Annotated in this window: 15 protein-coding genes, 2 tRNA genes and 2 pseudogenes; 7 read left to right on the forward strand and 12 right to left on the reverse strand. The window is 62.5% G+C overall.

Annotated features, from left to right (window positions below):
- Positions 1-34: 34 nt before the first annotated feature.
- Together G4223_RS17335 and guaB are read right to left on the reverse strand one after the other, a co-directional pair.
- A complete protein-coding gene (locus G4223_RS17335; RefSeq protein WP_163682327.1) occupies positions 35-1255 on the reverse strand; it encodes an aminotransferase-like domain-containing protein in 1221 nt (406 codons plus the stop codon).
- Between the two features lie 237 nt (positions 1256-1492).
- Positions 1493-2953: an IMP dehydrogenase gene (gene guaB / locus G4223_RS17340; RefSeq protein WP_163682329.1), complete on the reverse strand. Its 1461-nt coding sequence runs from the start codon at positions 2951-2953 to the stop codon at positions 1493-1495.
- A gap of 186 nt (positions 2954-3139) precedes the next feature.
- Between guaB and G4223_RS17345 the strand changes: the two genes are divergently transcribed.
- Positions 3140-3481 (forward strand): host attachment protein, encoded by a 342-nt coding sequence (locus G4223_RS17345; RefSeq protein WP_163682331.1) that lies wholly within the window; start codon positions 3140-3142, stop codon positions 3479-3481.
- Between the two features lie 25 nt (positions 3482-3506).
- On the opposite strand, the gene G4223_RS17350 is transcribed toward G4223_RS17345, so the two are convergent.
- Together G4223_RS17350 and G4223_RS17355 are read right to left on the reverse strand one after the other, a co-directional pair.
- Complete coding sequence (locus G4223_RS17350) at positions 3507-4259, reverse strand: RlmE family RNA methyltransferase (RefSeq protein WP_163682333.1); 753 nt, start codon at positions 4257-4259, stop codon at positions 3507-3509.
- A complete protein-coding gene (locus G4223_RS17355) occupies positions 4256-5260 on the reverse strand; it encodes a Ppx/GppA phosphatase family protein (protein ID WP_338086915.1) in 1005 nt (334 codons plus the stop codon). The genes G4223_RS17350 and G4223_RS17355 overlap by 4 nt, the downstream gene beginning before the upstream one ends.
- A gap of 262 nt (positions 5261-5522) precedes the next feature.
- Here G4223_RS17355 and G4223_RS17360 point away from each other — a divergent pair.
- The 3 genes from G4223_RS17360 (at position 5523) to G4223_RS17370 (ending at position 7283) form a co-directional block, all read left to right on the forward strand.
- Positions 5523-5596, forward strand: a tRNA-Gln gene (locus tag G4223_RS17360).
- A 104-nt stretch (positions 5597-5700) separates the two neighbouring features.
- The gene (locus G4223_RS17365) at positions 5701-6561 is read left to right on the forward strand and encodes a DUF6538 domain-containing protein (RefSeq protein ID WP_163682335.1); all 861 of its coding nucleotides are present in this window, start codon (positions 5701-5703) and stop codon (positions 6559-6561) included.
- On the forward strand, positions 6558-7283 hold the full coding sequence (locus G4223_RS17370; protein ID WP_338086916.1) for a phosphohydrolase: 726 nt from the start codon (positions 6558-6560) through the stop codon (positions 7281-7283). The genes G4223_RS17365 and G4223_RS17370 overlap by 4 nt, the downstream gene beginning before the upstream one ends.
- On the opposite strand, the gene G4223_RS17375 is transcribed toward G4223_RS17370, so the two are convergent.
- Positions 7255-8034, reverse strand: coding sequence for an AAA family ATPase (locus G4223_RS17375; RefSeq protein WP_163682339.1), 780 nt, complete (start codon positions 8032-8034; stop codon positions 7255-7257). The two genes, G4223_RS17370 and G4223_RS17375, sit on opposite strands and share 29 nt — an antisense overlap.
- Before the next feature lie 105 nt (positions 8035-8139).
- On the opposite strand from G4223_RS17375, the gene G4223_RS17380 reads away from it, so the two are divergent.
- The gene (locus G4223_RS17380) at positions 8140-8496 is read left to right on the forward strand and encodes a hypothetical protein (RefSeq protein WP_163682342.1); all 357 of its coding nucleotides are present in this window, start codon (positions 8140-8142) and stop codon (positions 8494-8496) included.
- Here G4223_RS17380 and G4223_RS17385 read toward each other — a convergent pair.
- Positions 8475-8858, reverse strand: coding sequence for a peptidoglycan-binding domain-containing protein (locus G4223_RS17385; protein ID WP_163682344.1), 384 nt, complete (start codon positions 8856-8858; stop codon positions 8475-8477). The genes G4223_RS17380 and G4223_RS17385 overlap by 22 nt on opposite strands.
- Before the next feature lie 482 nt (positions 8859-9340).
- Here G4223_RS17385 and G4223_RS17390 point away from each other — a divergent pair, with 482 nt between their 5' ends.
- Positions 9341-9769, forward strand: coding sequence for a hypothetical protein (locus G4223_RS17390; RefSeq protein WP_163682346.1), 429 nt, complete (start codon positions 9341-9343; stop codon positions 9767-9769).
- A gap of 38 nt (positions 9770-9807) precedes the next feature.
- On the opposite strand, the gene G4223_RS17395 is transcribed toward G4223_RS17390, so the two are convergent.
- The 3 genes and pseudogenes from G4223_RS17395 to G4223_RS17405 all read right to left on the reverse strand — a co-directional run bounded on the left by G4223_RS17395 (position 9808) and on the right by G4223_RS17405 (position 11255).
- Positions 9808-10101 carry a hypothetical protein gene (locus tag G4223_RS17395; RefSeq protein WP_163682348.1) on the reverse strand — a complete coding sequence of 98 codons (294 nt, stop codon included), beginning with the start codon at positions 10099-10101 and terminating at the stop codon, positions 9808-9810.
- A gap of 81 nt (positions 10102-10182) precedes the next feature.
- Positions 10183-10827: pseudogene (locus G4223_RS17400) on the reverse strand (IS1595 family transposase); the annotation flags it as partial.
- Positions 10818-11255 carry a peptidoglycan-binding domain-containing protein gene (locus G4223_RS17405; protein WP_163682350.1) on the reverse strand — a complete coding sequence of 146 codons (438 nt, stop codon included), beginning with the start codon at positions 11253-11255 and terminating at the stop codon, positions 10818-10820. The gene G4223_RS17405 and the pseudogene G4223_RS17400, both read right to left, overlap by 10 nt.
- A gap of 56 nt (positions 11256-11311) precedes the next feature.
- On the opposite strand from G4223_RS17405, the pseudogene G4223_RS17410 reads away from it, so the two are divergent.
- A pseudogene (locus G4223_RS17410) lies at positions 11312-11506 on the forward strand (IS256 family transposase); the annotation flags it as partial.
- Positions 11507-11603: 97 nt separating this feature from the next.
- Here the strand turns inward: G4223_RS17410 and G4223_RS17415 are convergent.
- From G4223_RS17415 to G4223_RS17425, 3 genes are all read right to left on the reverse strand, one after another.
- Positions 11604-11679 (reverse strand) — tRNA-Glu (locus tag G4223_RS17415).
- A 117-nt stretch (positions 11680-11796) separates the two neighbouring features.
- Positions 11797-12003, reverse strand: coding sequence for a YbdD/YjiX family protein (locus tag G4223_RS17420; RefSeq protein ID WP_163682352.1), 207 nt, complete (start codon positions 12001-12003; stop codon positions 11797-11799).
- A gap of 6 nt (positions 12004-12009) precedes the next feature.
- A complete protein-coding gene (locus G4223_RS17425) occupies positions 12010-14070 on the reverse strand; it encodes a carbon starvation CstA family protein (protein ID WP_163682354.1) in 2061 nt (686 codons plus the stop codon).
- Between the last annotated feature and the right edge of the window lie 31 nt (positions 14071-14101).

Raw genomic sequence — 14101 nt, forward strand, 5'->3', positions numbered from 1 at the left:
CGGAAGGGGCGGGAAGACGGAAGAAGGATGTATATCAGGCCGAGCGGGCCTGGGTCATGCTGTTGTGTTCGCGCGTGATCAGCGCGCCCAGGCGGCGGATACCCTCGCGGATCTTGTCCGGGCAGGTGGCCGAGAACGACAGGCGGATGGTGTTCTTCAACGCCTGGGTGGCATAGAAGGCCGAGCCGGGGACGAAGGCCACCCGTTCCTCCTCGATGGCGCGGGCCAACAGGGCGGCGCCGTCGAAGCCCTCGGGCAACTCGACCCAGATGAACATGCCGCCGCCGGGACGGGTGAAGGTCACGCCCTCGGGCATGAATTCGTCCAACGCCGCCACCATGGCGTCGCGCCGCGGACGGTAGGTGGCGCACAAGGTGTCGGCATGGTCGGCCGGCAAGCGGTCCAGCAGCTTGGCCAACGCCACCTGGGCCAGGGTCGAGGTGTGCAGGTCCGAGGCCTGCTTCATCAGCACCAGCTTTTGGATGATCGGGCTGGCGGCGACGATCCAGCCGACACGCAGGCCCGGCACCACCGATTTCGAGAAGGTGCCGCAATAGACGACGCGGCTGTTCTCGATGCTGCCTTCGCGGGCGATGTCCAGCGCCATCAGGCACGGCAGCAGCGGGCCGTCGAACGACAGCTTGTTATAGGCGGTGTCCTCGATCAGGACCACGTCGTTGCGCCGCGCGCCGTCCAACAGCGCCTCACGCTCGGCCATGGTCATGGTGGTGCCCGACGGGTTCTGGAAATCGGGCATGGCATAGGCCAGCTTGGCCTTGACCGGCGTCGGGCCGGTCAATTGCGCGATGTCGCCATAGGTGGGCGCACTGGCGGTGAACGCCTGCAACAGGCCAAGATAGGTGGGGCGCGCCACCAGGACCTTGTCGTCGGGGCCGATGAACAGACGGCCCAGGAAGTCCAGACCCTGTTGCGAGCCGTTGGTGATGACGATGTTGTCCTTGGTGCACTCGACGCCCAGGGACTTCATCTCGGCGACGATGTGGTCGCGCAACGGGCCGTAGCCTTCGGACACCGAATATTGCAGCGCCATGTTGGACGTCGCCTCGTCGCCGAAAATCTCGGCGTGCACGTCGCCCATCAATTCGCGCGGGAACAACTTGGGGTCGGGAATGCCGCCGGCGAAGGAAATGATGTCCGGCTGGTCCAGAAGCTTCAGAAGCTCACGAATTTCGGAAGCCTTGGCACGCTTGCCGAAGGGAGAGAAACGGTCAGCCCAATCGATCACCGCAGTCATCCTTGTCATTGTCCCGCCGCGCAAAGAACGACGATTGTAATAGAGCTTTCTGTTTGGCGGACGCCAAAAAATGCGCGTCAGGGAAAATATTGTTGCGTCGATGGCCTCGCCCGACGCTATGGCGACCCTATGCCCATTCCACAAGAAAGGCAAGTGTTGCTGACCTAAATTCGTATTCCCGAAACGACGACGCCCCGAAAGGTCGGAACCTTCCGGGGCGTTGAGGAGTGTGGAAGGCTATTCGCTCTTGTAGTTCGGCGCTTCCTTGGTGATCGAGATGTCGTGCACGTGGCTTTCGCGCAGTCCGGCGCTGGTGATGCGGCGGAAGGTGCAACGGGTCTGCATCTCGGGAATGGTGCGGTTGCCGGTGTAGCCCATGCCTGCGCGCAGACCGCCCACCAGCTGGTGGATGACGTTGCCGGCCGGACCCTTGTAGGGGACACGGCCCTCGACGCCTTCCGGCACCAGCTTCAGGCTGTCCTGGACGTCGGCCTGGAAATAACGGTCGGCGGAACCACGGGCCATGGCGCCGATCGAGCCCATGCCGCGATAGGATTTGTACGAACGCCCCTGGTACAGGAACACCTCGCCGGGGCTTTCCTCGGTGCCGGCCAGCAGCGAGCCGACCATGACGCAATCGGCACCCGCCGCGATGGCCTTGGCCAAGTCGCCGGAATACTTGATGCCGCCATCGGCGATCAGGCAGATGCCGGCCTTGCGGGTGATTTCGGCCACTTCCATGATGGCCGAGAGCTGGGGCACGCCCACGCCCGCCACCATGCGGGTGGTGCAGATGGTGCCCGGACCGATGCCCACCTTGACCGCGTCGGCGCCGGCGTCGGCCAAGGCCTGTGCCGCCTGGGGGGTGGCGATGTTGCCGCCAACCACCTGGGCATGGGGGGCCAGACGCTTGATGGTGCGCACCGCCTCGATCACGCCCCTGGAATGGCCGTGGGCGGTATCGACGACGATCAGATCGACCTCAACCTCCAACAGCGCTTCGGCACGCTTGATGCCGTCGGGGCCGACGCCGGTGGCGGCGGCGACCCGCAGCCGGCCCTTGGCGTCCTTGCAGGCGTTGGGGTGGGCCTTGGCCTTCTCGATGTCCTTGACGGTCACCAGCCCGGTACAGCGATAGTCGCCATCAACCACCAGCAGCTTCTCGATGCGGTTCTGGTGCAACAGGCGCTTGGCTTCTTCCTTGTCCACGCCTTCGCGCACGGTGACCAATTTGTCCTTGGTCATCAACTCGGCGACCGGCTGTTGGACGTTCGACGCGAAGCGGACGTCGCGGTTGGTCAGGATGCCGGCTAGTTTGCCGCTGCCGCGTTCGACCACCGGAATACCCGAAATCTTGAAATCGGCCATCAGCCGCAGGGCTTCGGCCAGCGTCTGGTCGGGGTGGATGGTCACCGGGTTGACCACCATGCCCGACTCGAACTTCTTGACCGAGCGCACCTCGGCCGCCTGGGCGGCGATGTCCAGGTTCTTGTGGATGACGCCGATGCCGCCGGACTGGGCCATGGCGATGGCCAGATGGGCTTCGGTGACGGTATCCATGGCCGCCGAGACCAGCGGAATGCCAAGTTCGATGCTTTTGGTGATGTGGGTACGGGTGTCGACTTGCGTCGGCAACACGTCCGATTCTGCCGGGACCAGCAGAACGTCGTCGAACGTGAGGGCTTCCTTGATTTCCATGCCACCTCCGGGGAGTAGTGGCGCGCCATCATACACAATATGGGCCGTCTCTCAAGCATGCCATGGCAGCATTATCGGTTTGGATATGGTATGGTAGATATGCTGGAGCGAGATGCATCCCGGCGCATGGGTTCGTCGCGTCAGGGAAACCTCGCCCCTTCGGTGCCTGGATCACGGGAGGGAGCGATGCGAACGTCGGAAACCTGGATATGCCTGGCGGATGGTGACCGCGCGCAATTTTATCATTGCGAGTCGCCGGGCTACGCTGTCGAGCCGGTGATGGGGTTCGGCCTGCCGCAGGGCGCGCGGACCTTTGCCGGCCGGTTGGCTGCGCAGTTGGACCGGGCGGCGCGCGACAGCCTGTTCAACACCTTGGTCCTGGTGGGACCGCATGCGGTTCTGATGGCTGTCGAAGAGGAAATGGCCCCTGGGACCCGCGCCCGCGTGGTGGGCGAGGTCGAGCGCGACCTGTGTGGTCGCAGCCCGCGCGAGTTGGAGGCCCATCTCGGTATGGTGCTGCGGCACTGATGCTTTTTTCGGACGGGGCGGGGGCCTATTCCGCCTCGTTTGTCTCGCGGTCGTCGCGCCAGTCGGCGTCTTGGTCCGACACACCCTTGAAGCCCATGGCCACCACATAGGTTTCCGCCGATTCCTTGCGGCTGGCAGGCGGTTTGGCGTGGCGGACGCTGGTGAAATTCCGCTTCAGCATGTCCAACAGCGTCTTTTCCGTGCCGCCCTGGAACACCTTGGCGACGAAGGTGCCGTTGGGTGCCAGCACTTCCATGGCAAAATGCAAGGCCACCTCGACCAGACCGATGATGCGAAGGTGGTCGGTGGCCGGATGGCCGGTGGTGGGCGCGGCCATGTCGGACACCACCACGTCGGCCAGACCGTCCAGCGCGGCCTTAAGGCGGTCGGGCGAATCGTCGGCCAGGAAGTCGCCCTGCATGCAGATGGCGCCCGGCACCGGGTCGTATTCCAGGATATCCATGCCGACCACCTTGCCCTTGGGGCCGACGCGGTTCACCGCGATCTGGGTCCAGCCGCCGGGGGCGGCGCCCAGGTCGACCACGCGGGCGCCGCGCTCCAGGAAGTGGAAGCGGTCGTCCAACTCGATCAACTTGAAGGCGGCGCGCGAACGATAGCCCAGCTTGCGGGCTTCGTGCACATAGGGGTCGTTCAGTTGGCGTTGCAGCCATCGCGTCGAGGACGGCTTGCGCTTCTTCGCCGTCTTGACCGTCTCGAACATCATGCGGCTGCCCGAACCGGCACGGCCGCCGGCCGATCTCGAAGGGGGCTTGCTCATGCTCGGCGTTCTCCTTGGGTCCGGCGGCGGGCGGTTTCGGCCATCATGGACAGCAACAGCCCCTCGCGCACGCCGCGGTCGGCCACCCGCAACGACGCAAGCGGCCACGATTGGCACATGGCTTCCAGGATGGCGCATCCGGCCAGCACCAGATCGGCCCGTTCCGGGCCGATGCAGGGATGGTTGGCGCGTTCGGCCGCGCTCATGGCGGCCAACCGGTCGGTGACGTCGGCGATGTGCTCGAAATGCAGATCGACGCCATCCACCAGACTGCGTTCATAGCGGACCAGATCCAGATGCAGTGCCGCCAGGGTGGTGACGGTTCCCGACGTGCCCAGCATCTGCACCTCTCCGCTTTTCAGCCGTTCGGCGATATGATGGCGGGTTTCGAAGTCGATCAGCCGGGTGCGGATGGTGTCCACGGCTTGGTCGTATCCCGCCTTGGTGTTCAGGCTTTCGCCCATGCTTTCCGCCAGGGTGACCACGCCGACCGGCAAGGATTGCACGCCTTGCATCTCGTGGCGTCCGCCATTGTTCCTGACCCACACCAGTTCGGTGGACCCGCCGCCGATGTCGAACACCAGCGCCCACGGGACGTCCGGCTCCATCAGCGAGGCGCAGCCGGCCAGCGCCAGCCCCGCTTCCTCGTGCGCCGAGATGATGTCCAGCGTCAATCCGGTCTCGCCGGCGACACGGGCGGCGAATTCCTGGTGGTTGGTCGCGCGTCGGCACGCCTCGGTGGCGACCAGCCGGGCATGGGTGACGCGGTTTCGGGACATCTTGTCGGCACAGGCGCTCAGTGCCGCGACGGTGCGGGCCATGGCGTCCTCGCTCAACCGCCCGGTGGCGGCGACGCCCTCGCCCAGCCGGGTGATGCGGGAAAAGGCGTCAACAACCCGAAAGCCCCGCCGTCCCGTGGGCCGTGCCACCAGCATGCGGCAATTGTTGGTGCCGAGATCCAGGGCGGCATAAATGGCGTCGGCGGGCGAAGACGAGGACACGAAACTTGGGACCGGTTCATTTTCGGAAAAAAGGCGATGCCAGGGAGTGGCTAGCGTATCGCAGCCCGCCAACATACCGTGCCACCTGTGGCGTGCCCAAGAAAAAATGTTCAGCCAAAGGGGCTTAGGATTAAAACGTCGCAGGGCATTTTTTTTCTCTTTTCAACAGCAAAAATCTTGTGATAGAAGGTGCCCCTCTCGCGACGGGGAAGCTTCCGCAACGAAGCCATCTTCCGCCGTACCGGCCGGCAAAGCCGCCTGCTGGGGGATCGTCTAACGGTAGGACAGCGGACTCTGACTCCGCCAGTCTAGGTTCGAATCCTAGTCCCCCAGCCAACTCACCCTAAGTATTTCAATAACTTACGGTTTCCAGCACGCCGCCCGGCGAGATGGGCGTTTGCTACATTTCGCTGCTACATTCGGGCAGGGAAACGGCAAGCGTGCGCTCCATTCCGAATGCCGTCCGGCGCGGCAATACCTTCCACTTTCGACGGGCAGTGCCCACCGACATTCGGGCCATCCTTGGGCGTCGGGAACTGACCCGCAGCCTCGACACCAGTGACGCGAGGGATGCACGTATTCGCGCTCGTCAGCTATACATTGTGTCGGAGACTTTATTCGACACCGTTCGGACCTTGCCGATAGCCATGCTGACCACTGACAAGCTCGCCAAACTCGTCCAGACTTTCTACGAGACAGTATTGCTGGAGGAGAACAAGAAGCGGCTCCTTCAGGGGGTAATCTCAGCAGAACAGCGGCAGACGGAGATTGAACGCCATGCAGCGTGGGCGGCGGACTGCAAAGACGCCCTGGCCCGGAATGACCTCCAATTCATGGCTTCCGCGACAGAGGCAATGCTGCTGAAGACCCGAATGTTCGGTATTTTCACCGAGGAGGACCTTGCCCACGTCAGGCAGTCGATGTTGCGTGCAGGCATCGAGTTGGCCGAGGCCATCAAGGCCCGCTACGAAGGGGATTTCAACTACGAACCCCGCGATAAGCTGCTTACACAGGTCATTCAGCAGGTCCAGACACAGGCCTCCGCACAGCCCACACCTTCAGCGGCTTCCGTGCATTTCCCACGCAAGCCGGTGCCCCCGGCTCCCCCGGCATCGAAAGCCCCCATGTTTTCGGAGTTTGCCGAAAAATTCCGTCTCCAGCAGCGCCGGGAAGGGACTTGGCGCGGCCAGCATACCCAGCAGTCACGCAAGACGTATGAACTGTTTATGGAGATTGCCGGGCCCTGGGCGATACGGTGGAGTTCGTCCCCGGCGTTTATGGCGCACCGCCGCCTGACGTGACCGGGCGTAACGTGGTGCTGGTGGATTTCAGCTACAAGCGCCCGGTGATGGAGGCCCTGTGCCGCAACGCCGCCAGCGTCATTGTGCTGGATCACCATAAGACTGCCGCCGAGGAATTGGATGGTTTGGCCGCGCCCCAGGAAAACCCGATTGCGGTCATCGTCACCATCGACATGGAGAAATCCGGGGCGGTGTTGGCCTGGGAGCATTTCCATCCCGGCCAGCCCATTCCCCGCCTGCTTCAGCACGTTCAGGACCGCGATCTATGGCATTTCGCCTTGCCGGGCACGCGGGAAATCAGCGCCTGCATCTTCAGCTACGCCTTCGAGATGGCCCGCTGGGACTGGCTTGCCGCCGAGATCGAACGTGACCCCACCGCCATACTGGCCGAAGGAACGGCCATCGAGCGAATGCACCATAAAAATGTTGCTGAACTGCTGCGCACCAGCACCCGCACCATGACCATCGCCGGTCATCGCGTCCCCGTCGCCAACCTGCCCTTCACCCTGGCGTCGGATGCGGGGAATGTGTTGTGCCGGGGGACGCTGGATGGGGCCGCCCCGCCGTTCGCAGGCATTTATTATGACCGCCCCAGGGGGCGTAGCTTCAGCCTGCGTTCCATTGGCGACTTCGACGTATCGGCCATCGCCAAGCGGTACGGTGGGGGTGGTCACCGGAACGCCGCCGCCTTCACTATGCCGCTGGGGTGGGAGGGGGAATAGAGGATTCGTCGGCAAATAATCGTTCCAATGCCCTGGCCGGATCGCTCAAAAACGTGCGTGTCACCCGGTAATGCTCGGTTTCCTCAAGTCGCACCGGATGGATGGCGTCGCCGTCCAAGGAAAGCAATTGGGTGCCGGGCAGTGCCATGAGAATGGGGGAGTGGGTGGCGATGATGGCCTGCACTTGGCCGCTCAGTTGCCAGTGGCGCAATATGCGCAGAAATGCCAGTTGCCGTGTCGGAGACAATGCCACCTCCGGCTCGTCCAACACGTAGATGGCGCGTCCACTGGTGCCGAGCCGGCTTTGGAACAGGGCGAGGAACGACTCCCCGTGGCTCTGATGGTGCATGCGCCGTCCGCCGTAATTGTCAAGGTCGGCAACGGCGTCGATGTAGCTCGCCAAACTGAAGAAACTTTCCGCCCGGAAAAAGAAGCCGTTCGACACCTTTGGCAGCCACGAAAGCCGCAAGGCGTGCGTCAGCGCATTTTCAGCAGGAAGGCTCTCGGGCTGGTGGTCCTGGCTGCCGCCGAGCATGGGGAACCCGGCTGCTGCGGCGATGGCCTCGACCAATGTGGATTTGCCCGAGCCGTTCTCTCCCACTAGGATCGTAACGGAAGAGGCGAGATCAAGGACGAAGTTCCCGTCTCGCAGGAAGGTCAGGCGATTGAATGGAAATGCCGTCGTGTCAGCTTTATCCCGCTGCAGGGCAATCTGTTTCAGGAACGGAGCCGAGAGGCTTTTCCCTTTCATCGCTTACTCCAATGGCTCTATTGACCGCCAGTTTGAAATGTCTTGTACATGCCGATTGAACTTCCTCCTGGCGTAGGTCCCCATGAGGGACGGGAATGCGCACTGATGCTGGCAGGCACAAAGCCGCTGGCGATGTTCTGCGAAGTCGCGGGCTATTGCGACTATTTTCCCGAGGATGAATTCGCTCCTCATGTTTCCTCGGGGCGGATCGTTCGCCGGGAGGAACTATATCGACATCTCGTTGGTGGCTTCATCACCCGCTGCCTTTATTATGCTCTGCCGAGCCATGAATGGCGGATGGAGGCGGCGCATGCGATCCAAAAAGCGATATTCACAGGCTCCCGAAGGGGAAGCGAGGCGGATGATGTCCGCCTCGGCCAACTTCTCGGTTACAGCCGTGAGGAAATTTCGGCATTTATGGATCACATGCGCCGCAGCCGCTATTTGAGAATGCAGTTGTGACAGATGGTGGGGGAGAAGACGCCGCCGTGCTTAGCCCCGCAGACGGTACAAGTGTACCTGGGGGACCGATCCACCTCATCATCCGTACCGCCAAATTGTGGTTCACCAGCAGCGATTTGCTGATTGACCTTGGTCTCCGTGGGGCCTCCGGGGCGCATGAATGCATCAACCTTCAGGCCGTTATCTTTCTGGAACCGCTTGATGCCTTCAAACGTCGCCTCGTCGGTCCAGTCGTCGATGCCGCGATGGGGCGGAATGTTGTAGTAGCCGAGTTGATTCAAGGCCTTCTTCGTGTTCATCAGATCGGTCCGATCAACACGGTAATTTGTTCCGACGGGCTCTTTCAGCTTAAACCAGGACATGACTCTTCTCCTCGCGATCCGCGCGATAAGGCGCAGACGCATCGGCAGGCACTGGGCGGAGGCCAAGTGCGGTTGATCCAGTGGCTGGGGACGCTTCCTGTCGGTTCTCCACCGCGTTCGCAAACGCGGCAGGCCGCCGGGTCATCCGAAGAGTGCATCCAGATCGGTTCTCCATCGTTTTGCGAACGCGATGGGCCGTCGGTCACTTCAATAAGTATCTACCAGAAGGCGCGTGTCTCGTCAAGAACAAAAAGTGAACATGCGGCCGAGATCAGAGGGTTCTTCTCATTTGCCGGCAACCCGCAAATTTGCTACATTCAGTCCCTCAGTGCGGCACGCCAATCGCTGTAAGCCATTGAAATTCAATGGGCCTGCCTCGGCCTCGGGAAAATCCTAGTCCCCCAGCCATTTACTTCGGCATTATGTAGCAAGCTCACCAAACCCCGGATAGTCAGCCCGGTGCCATTCGCCGACAATGGCGTATGGCCGAGCCGCTCGCAATTACCATTCTCCGCAAGAAGCGCGACCGCATCCGCGACACCATCGCCAAGTATGAGGCGCGGCTTAAAGAGGCTCAGGCGGACCTGGCGCACGTCATCGCGGCCTTGAGGTTGTTCGAGATCGACGGCAATGCCGATGATTTCCCAGCCTACGTCGATCTGAACCGGGTATTTCGCCGTGGCGAGACGACTTCATTCTGCCTCGAAACGCTTCGGGTCGAAGGGCCGCTGGATACCCGCGAGCTTACAGCCCGTCTCATGCGGCGAAAGGGCCTGGACGAACACGACAAGGTGCTGTCGCAGGCCATCGCGCTGAGGATCGTTCAAACGCTTCGATCTCGCGCCCGTCGTGGACTGGTAGATGGCACTACACGTCGGAAGGGTGTCTGCGTGTGGCGATTGATCGAATGAATGTCTTTGCAGCTATCAACGATGTCCACTTGACGCCATCATTCAGTGCGCAAATCGAGGCCATCGCGGGCGATTTTGAGTAAGGCTTCGGCCACGGCGTGTAACCCAGGGTCGCCGCTCCCATCAACAACCCCACCAACCGTCGCTGTATGGAAATCCTTGGCAGACGTTTCAATCATCGCCGCCCAAACACAGGCGAAAGGAGCCAGCGCCTCACGAAAACCGGGCTTGTTTGGGTCTATGTCCAGGCGGGAAGTTAAGGCATAGAACGTGTTGCGCATGTACGTCTCTGCCGTGTCCGAGGCCTGCTTCATCGCGTTATCTGGTGTCATCCATCGTCCCCTTGTCCTTGTTGAATGCAGGATATCTGCACCCCAAAGGTAGCGTTTTGCTGCGCCTTGGTCGAGCAATGGTTAGCAACCACGCTGCCAGTAGCCCTTCCATTGGCGGCTGACCGGATGGCTGGCGGCAGCAGCCACCACCATCATGAACTGCTCGCCGTTGCTGACGCGGCGATGGTCTTCCCGCCAGTCCATTTCGGCGGCATAGGCGGCGAGATACGGGCCGGCGACGTGGTGGTAGGTGCCGAATTCTGCGCGGCGGAGGCGGCTGAAAAAGCTCTCGGCTTGGTTGGTGCAGCTTTCACCGTCGCTGTAGACCTCGGAATGGTTGATCCGCTTGGTCAGGAAGCGGGCGTGCAACTGGTCCCAATGCGGGGCCTCGTCGGCGTGGATGGTGCTGCCGGGCGCCACCCGCTCGTGGATGGTCGGAACGGCCGCGTCCTCGCTCTTGACCACGAAGGTCAGGGTCTTGCCGTTGCGCTCTCGGGCGACGATCACCACCCGGCGCTTGCCGTTCTGGTTCTTGCGCAGGCGGCGGTCGCGGCGGTTTTCCTTCCAGTTGGCCGGCTTCACGTAGCCGCCGAAATAGGCGCCGTCGATCTCCACCTCGCCCGAGGCCACGGCGCCGGCATCCTCGGCCGCCATCGCCTCGCGCAGCTTGTGCGCCAGGACGAAGGCCGTCTTGTACTGGACATCGAGATCGCGGCTCAGTTGGAGGTCCACCTTCCTCCCTGGGGTTTGTCGCGCGGCGTCGATTGGGGAGACCAGATGGTTGGCTCGGGCGCCTCGCCCAACAGGATACTGAGCAGGTCGGCGGGTTTCCGGGTGCCGTTGGGCTGCTGCTGGGGAAAGGTGGGCGGGGTGCGAATGTCCGGGACGTCCGGCTTTTCGTCGAAAGGCGCGCGCCGGGGCATGAACGAATTCGCCTGCGTGCCGCCGCCCAGCAGACCGCCCAGCTTGGCGATGGTCGGGCCGCCCGGCTTCAGCACCCCATCCACCTGTAGGCCGTTCTCCTTTTGGAAATCGCGGATGGCCTTGTCGGTATTGGGATTGGCGTAGCCGCTGGGGCCGTCCTGACCGAGATCGAGATAGCCTGCCTTGCCCAGCAGGGTCTGCACCTTGGCGACGTCGGCGCGGGTGGTCATCGTCGATCTTCGGTAGGGTTTGGTTGCGACCTTCAACCGAACCAAGGATCAAGACGATGACCAATGAGATGATGAGCCTTCGCGGGCTGCTGGAAAAGAGCGCAGACGCCGACCTGCTGCGCGAGATGATCGGCTTTGCCGCCGAGCGGCTGATGGAACTGGAGGTGGCGACGCTGACCGGCGCCGGGCACGGCGAGCGTAATCCCGCCGACCGGCTCACACACCGCAATGGGCATGACCGGCATCTCCAAGAGCCAGGTGTCGCGCCTGATCGCGTTGTCCATCATGGACAACGGGCCATTCAACAACGTGGCGGATTTTGCTGGAAAATCAACACGCTAGCGGAATTGGCGTCCCCAAGGGGATTCGAACCCCTGTCGCCGCCGTGAAAGGGCGGTGTCCTAGGCCTCTAGACGATGGGGACGTCGAGGCAAGGCGCGCTTTATAACCTCGACCGAGGGAGAGGGCAAGGCCTCTTTTTAAAAAAATCGATGGCCGAAAAGAAAGGGGCGGCTTCGGTTTCGAAGCCGCCCCAGAAGGTCTAGCAGCAACGGGTCACCGACCCGTCGCCGCCGACGCCGTAGCGGGCGTCCTGGCGATTTCTGAAGAACTCCTCGTAGGTCATGATCGGCTCGTCCGGGTGCTGGACCATACGGTGCGCCACATAGGCGTCGTAATCCGGGATGCCCACCATAAGGCGGCTCATCTGCACCAGACGGTCCTTGATCAGCTTGAGGTCGCCAAGCATGTCCGCTTACTCCGCCGGGGCTGGATTGCCGCCGCCCACCTCGACGGTGGTCGGCTTCTCGGATTGACGCGCCTTGCGGATGGAGACGACGCCATAGATCACCATGGACGCCACCACCAGCACGAAGGCGATGGAAAGGACGCCGTCGAGCATGTTGTTGTGAACCACCTGCGCCATTTGGTCCATGTTCTTGGCCGGGCCCAGGACCTTGTCCTCGGCCATGGCCGTGCTGAACTTGTTGGCCAGTGCGAAGAAGCCGATGGCGGGATCGGGAGAGAAAATCTTCAACAGCCCGGCCCAGGTGGTGCAGATCAACAGGAACACCGCCGGAACCGCGCTGACCCACGCCCAACGCTCGCGCTTCATCTTGAACAGGATGACCGTCACCATGATCAACGCCATGCCGGCCAGCATCTGGTTGGAGATGCCGAACAACGGCCACAGGCTGTTGATGCCGCCGAACGGGTCGATCACGCCGGCATAAAGGATGTAGCCCCACATGGCCACCGAGATGGCGGTGGCGATCAGGTTGTTGCTCCAGCTTCTGGTGGCGCGGAAGGGTTCGTAGACCGCACCAAGCATGTCCTGGACCATGAAACGGCAGGCGCGGGTACCGGCGTCAACCGCGGTCAGGATGAACAACGCCTCGAACAGGATGGCGAAATGGTACCAAAAGCCCATCATCGCCTTGCCGCCGATGACGTTCGAGAAGATGTAGGCCATGCCCACCGCCAGGGTCGGCGCGCCGCCGGTGCGCGACAAGATGGTGTGTTCGCCCACGTCCCTGGCCATCTCGGTCAGCATTTCCGGGGTGACGATGAAGCCCCAGGACGAAATCTTGGCCGCGGCGGCGGCCACGTCGCCACCGATCACCGCGCCGGGGCTGTTCATGGCGAAATAGATGCCGGGCTCGATGACCGAGGCGGCCACCATGGCCATGGCGGCGACAAAGGATTCCATCAGCATGCCGCCATAGCCGATGAAGGCCACCTGACGTTCGTTCTCGATCATCTTGGGCGTGGTGCCCGAGCTGATCAGGGCGTGGAAGCCGGACACCGCGCCACAGGCGATGGTGATGAACAGGAACGGCCACCACGCGCCCTTGAACACCGGGCCGGTGCCGTCGACGAATTGGGTGATGGCATGCATCTTCAGCGGCGGCATGACGATGGCGATGCCCAGCGCCAACGCCACGATGGCCCCGATCTTCAGGAAGGTGGACAGATAGTCGCGCGGCGCCAGCAACAGCCACACCGGCAGCACCGAGGCGACGAAGCCATAGGCGATGATGATCAATGCCAGTTGTTGGCCGGTGAAGGTGAACAGCGGGGCCAGTGTCTCGCTTTCCGAGACGTTGCGGCCGAAGATCAGCGCCGCCATCAGCAGGATGAAGCCGATCACGCTCATCTCGGCGATGCGGCCGGGACGGATGAAGCGGCAATAGACGCCCATCAGGATGGCGATGGGAATGGTGGCGAACACCGTGAAGGTGCCCCACGGGCTGCCGGCCAGGGCCTTGACCACCACCAGCGCCAGGATGGCCAGGATGATGATCATGATCAGCAAGATGCCGACGGACGCGATGGAGCCGGCCACCGGTCCCATTTCCGCGCGGATCATGTCGCCGAGCGACCGGCCGTCGCGCCGCATCGAGCAGAACAGGACCATGCTGTCCTGGACCGCGCCGGCCAGGATGACGCCGGCGATGATCCACAATGTGCCGGGAAGATAACCCATCTGGGCGGCCAGGACCGGTCCGACCAACGGGCCGGCGCCGGCGATGGCGGCGAAATGGTGACCGTACAGCACGTATTTGTTGGTGGGAACGTAATCAAGTCCGTCGTTGCGGCGAACCGCCGGGGTCGGGCGGTTGCCGTCGGCGCCCATCACCGTGTTGGCGATGAACAGACCGTAGAAACGAAAGGCGATGAAATAGCTGCACACCGCAGCCACCACCAGCCACAATGCGTTGACGCTTTCGCCGCGCTTGAGCGCGATCACCGCCAGCGATACCGCCCCCAGGGCGGCAATGGCCAGCCAGCCAAGCTTTTTCATGGAACTGGGCATGGGACTTCTCCCCCCGATACAGGATCGAATG

The organism is Magnetospirillum aberrantis SpK (assembly GCF_011022235.1).
GTDB lineage: Bacteria > Pseudomonadota > Alphaproteobacteria > Rhodospirillales > Magnetospirillaceae > Magnetospirillum > Magnetospirillum aberrantis.

What these genes read in the sequence shown, in the direction of transcription:
- G4223_RS17395 (WP_163682348.1), bottom strand. Translation starts at nt 10,101, where the DNA reads ATGACACCAGATAACGCGATGAAGCAGGCCTCGGACACGGCAGAGACG.
- G4223_RS17420 (WP_163682352.1), bottom strand. Translation starts at nt 12,003, where the DNA reads ATGCTTGGCGACCTCAAGCTGATCAAGGACCGTCTGGTGCAGATGAGC.
- G4223_RS17375 (WP_163682339.1), bottom strand. Translation starts at nt 8,034, where the DNA reads ATGAAAGGGAAAAGCCTCTCGGCTCCGTTCCTGAAACAGATTGCCCTG.
- G4223_RS17390 (WP_163682346.1), top strand. Translation starts at nt 9,341, where the DNA reads ATGGCCGAGCCGCTCGCAATTACCATTCTCCGCAAGAAGCGCGACCGC.
- G4223_RS17335 (WP_163682327.1), bottom strand. Translation starts at nt 1,255, where the DNA reads ATGACTGCGGTGATCGATTGGGCTGACCGTTTCTCTCCCTTCGGCAAG.
- G4223_RS17385 (WP_163682344.1), bottom strand. Translation starts at nt 8,858, where the DNA reads ATGTCCTGGTTTAAGCTGAAAGAGCCCGTCGGAACAAATTACCGTGTT.
- G4223_RS17425 (WP_163682354.1), bottom strand. Translation starts at nt 14,070, where the DNA reads ATGCCCAGTTCCATGAAAAAGCTTGGCTGGCTGGCCATTGCCGCCCTG.
- G4223_RS17405 (WP_163682350.1), bottom strand. Translation starts at nt 11,255, where the DNA reads ATGACCACCCGCGCCGACGTCGCCAAGGTGCAGACCCTGCTGGGCAAG.
- G4223_RS17345 (WP_163682331.1), top strand. Translation starts at nt 3,140, where the DNA reads ATGCGAACGTCGGAAACCTGGATATGCCTGGCGGATGGTGACCGCGCG.
- guaB (WP_163682329.1), bottom strand. Translation starts at nt 2,953, where the DNA reads ATGGAAATCAAGGAAGCCCTCACGTTCGACGACGTTCTGCTGGTCCCG.
- G4223_RS17350 (WP_163682333.1), bottom strand. Translation starts at nt 4,259, where the DNA reads ATGAGCAAGCCCCCTTCGAGATCGGCCGGCGGCCGTGCCGGTTCGGGC.
- G4223_RS17380 (WP_163682342.1), top strand. Translation starts at nt 8,140, where the DNA reads ATGCTGGCAGGCACAAAGCCGCTGGCGATGTTCTGCGAAGTCGCGGGC.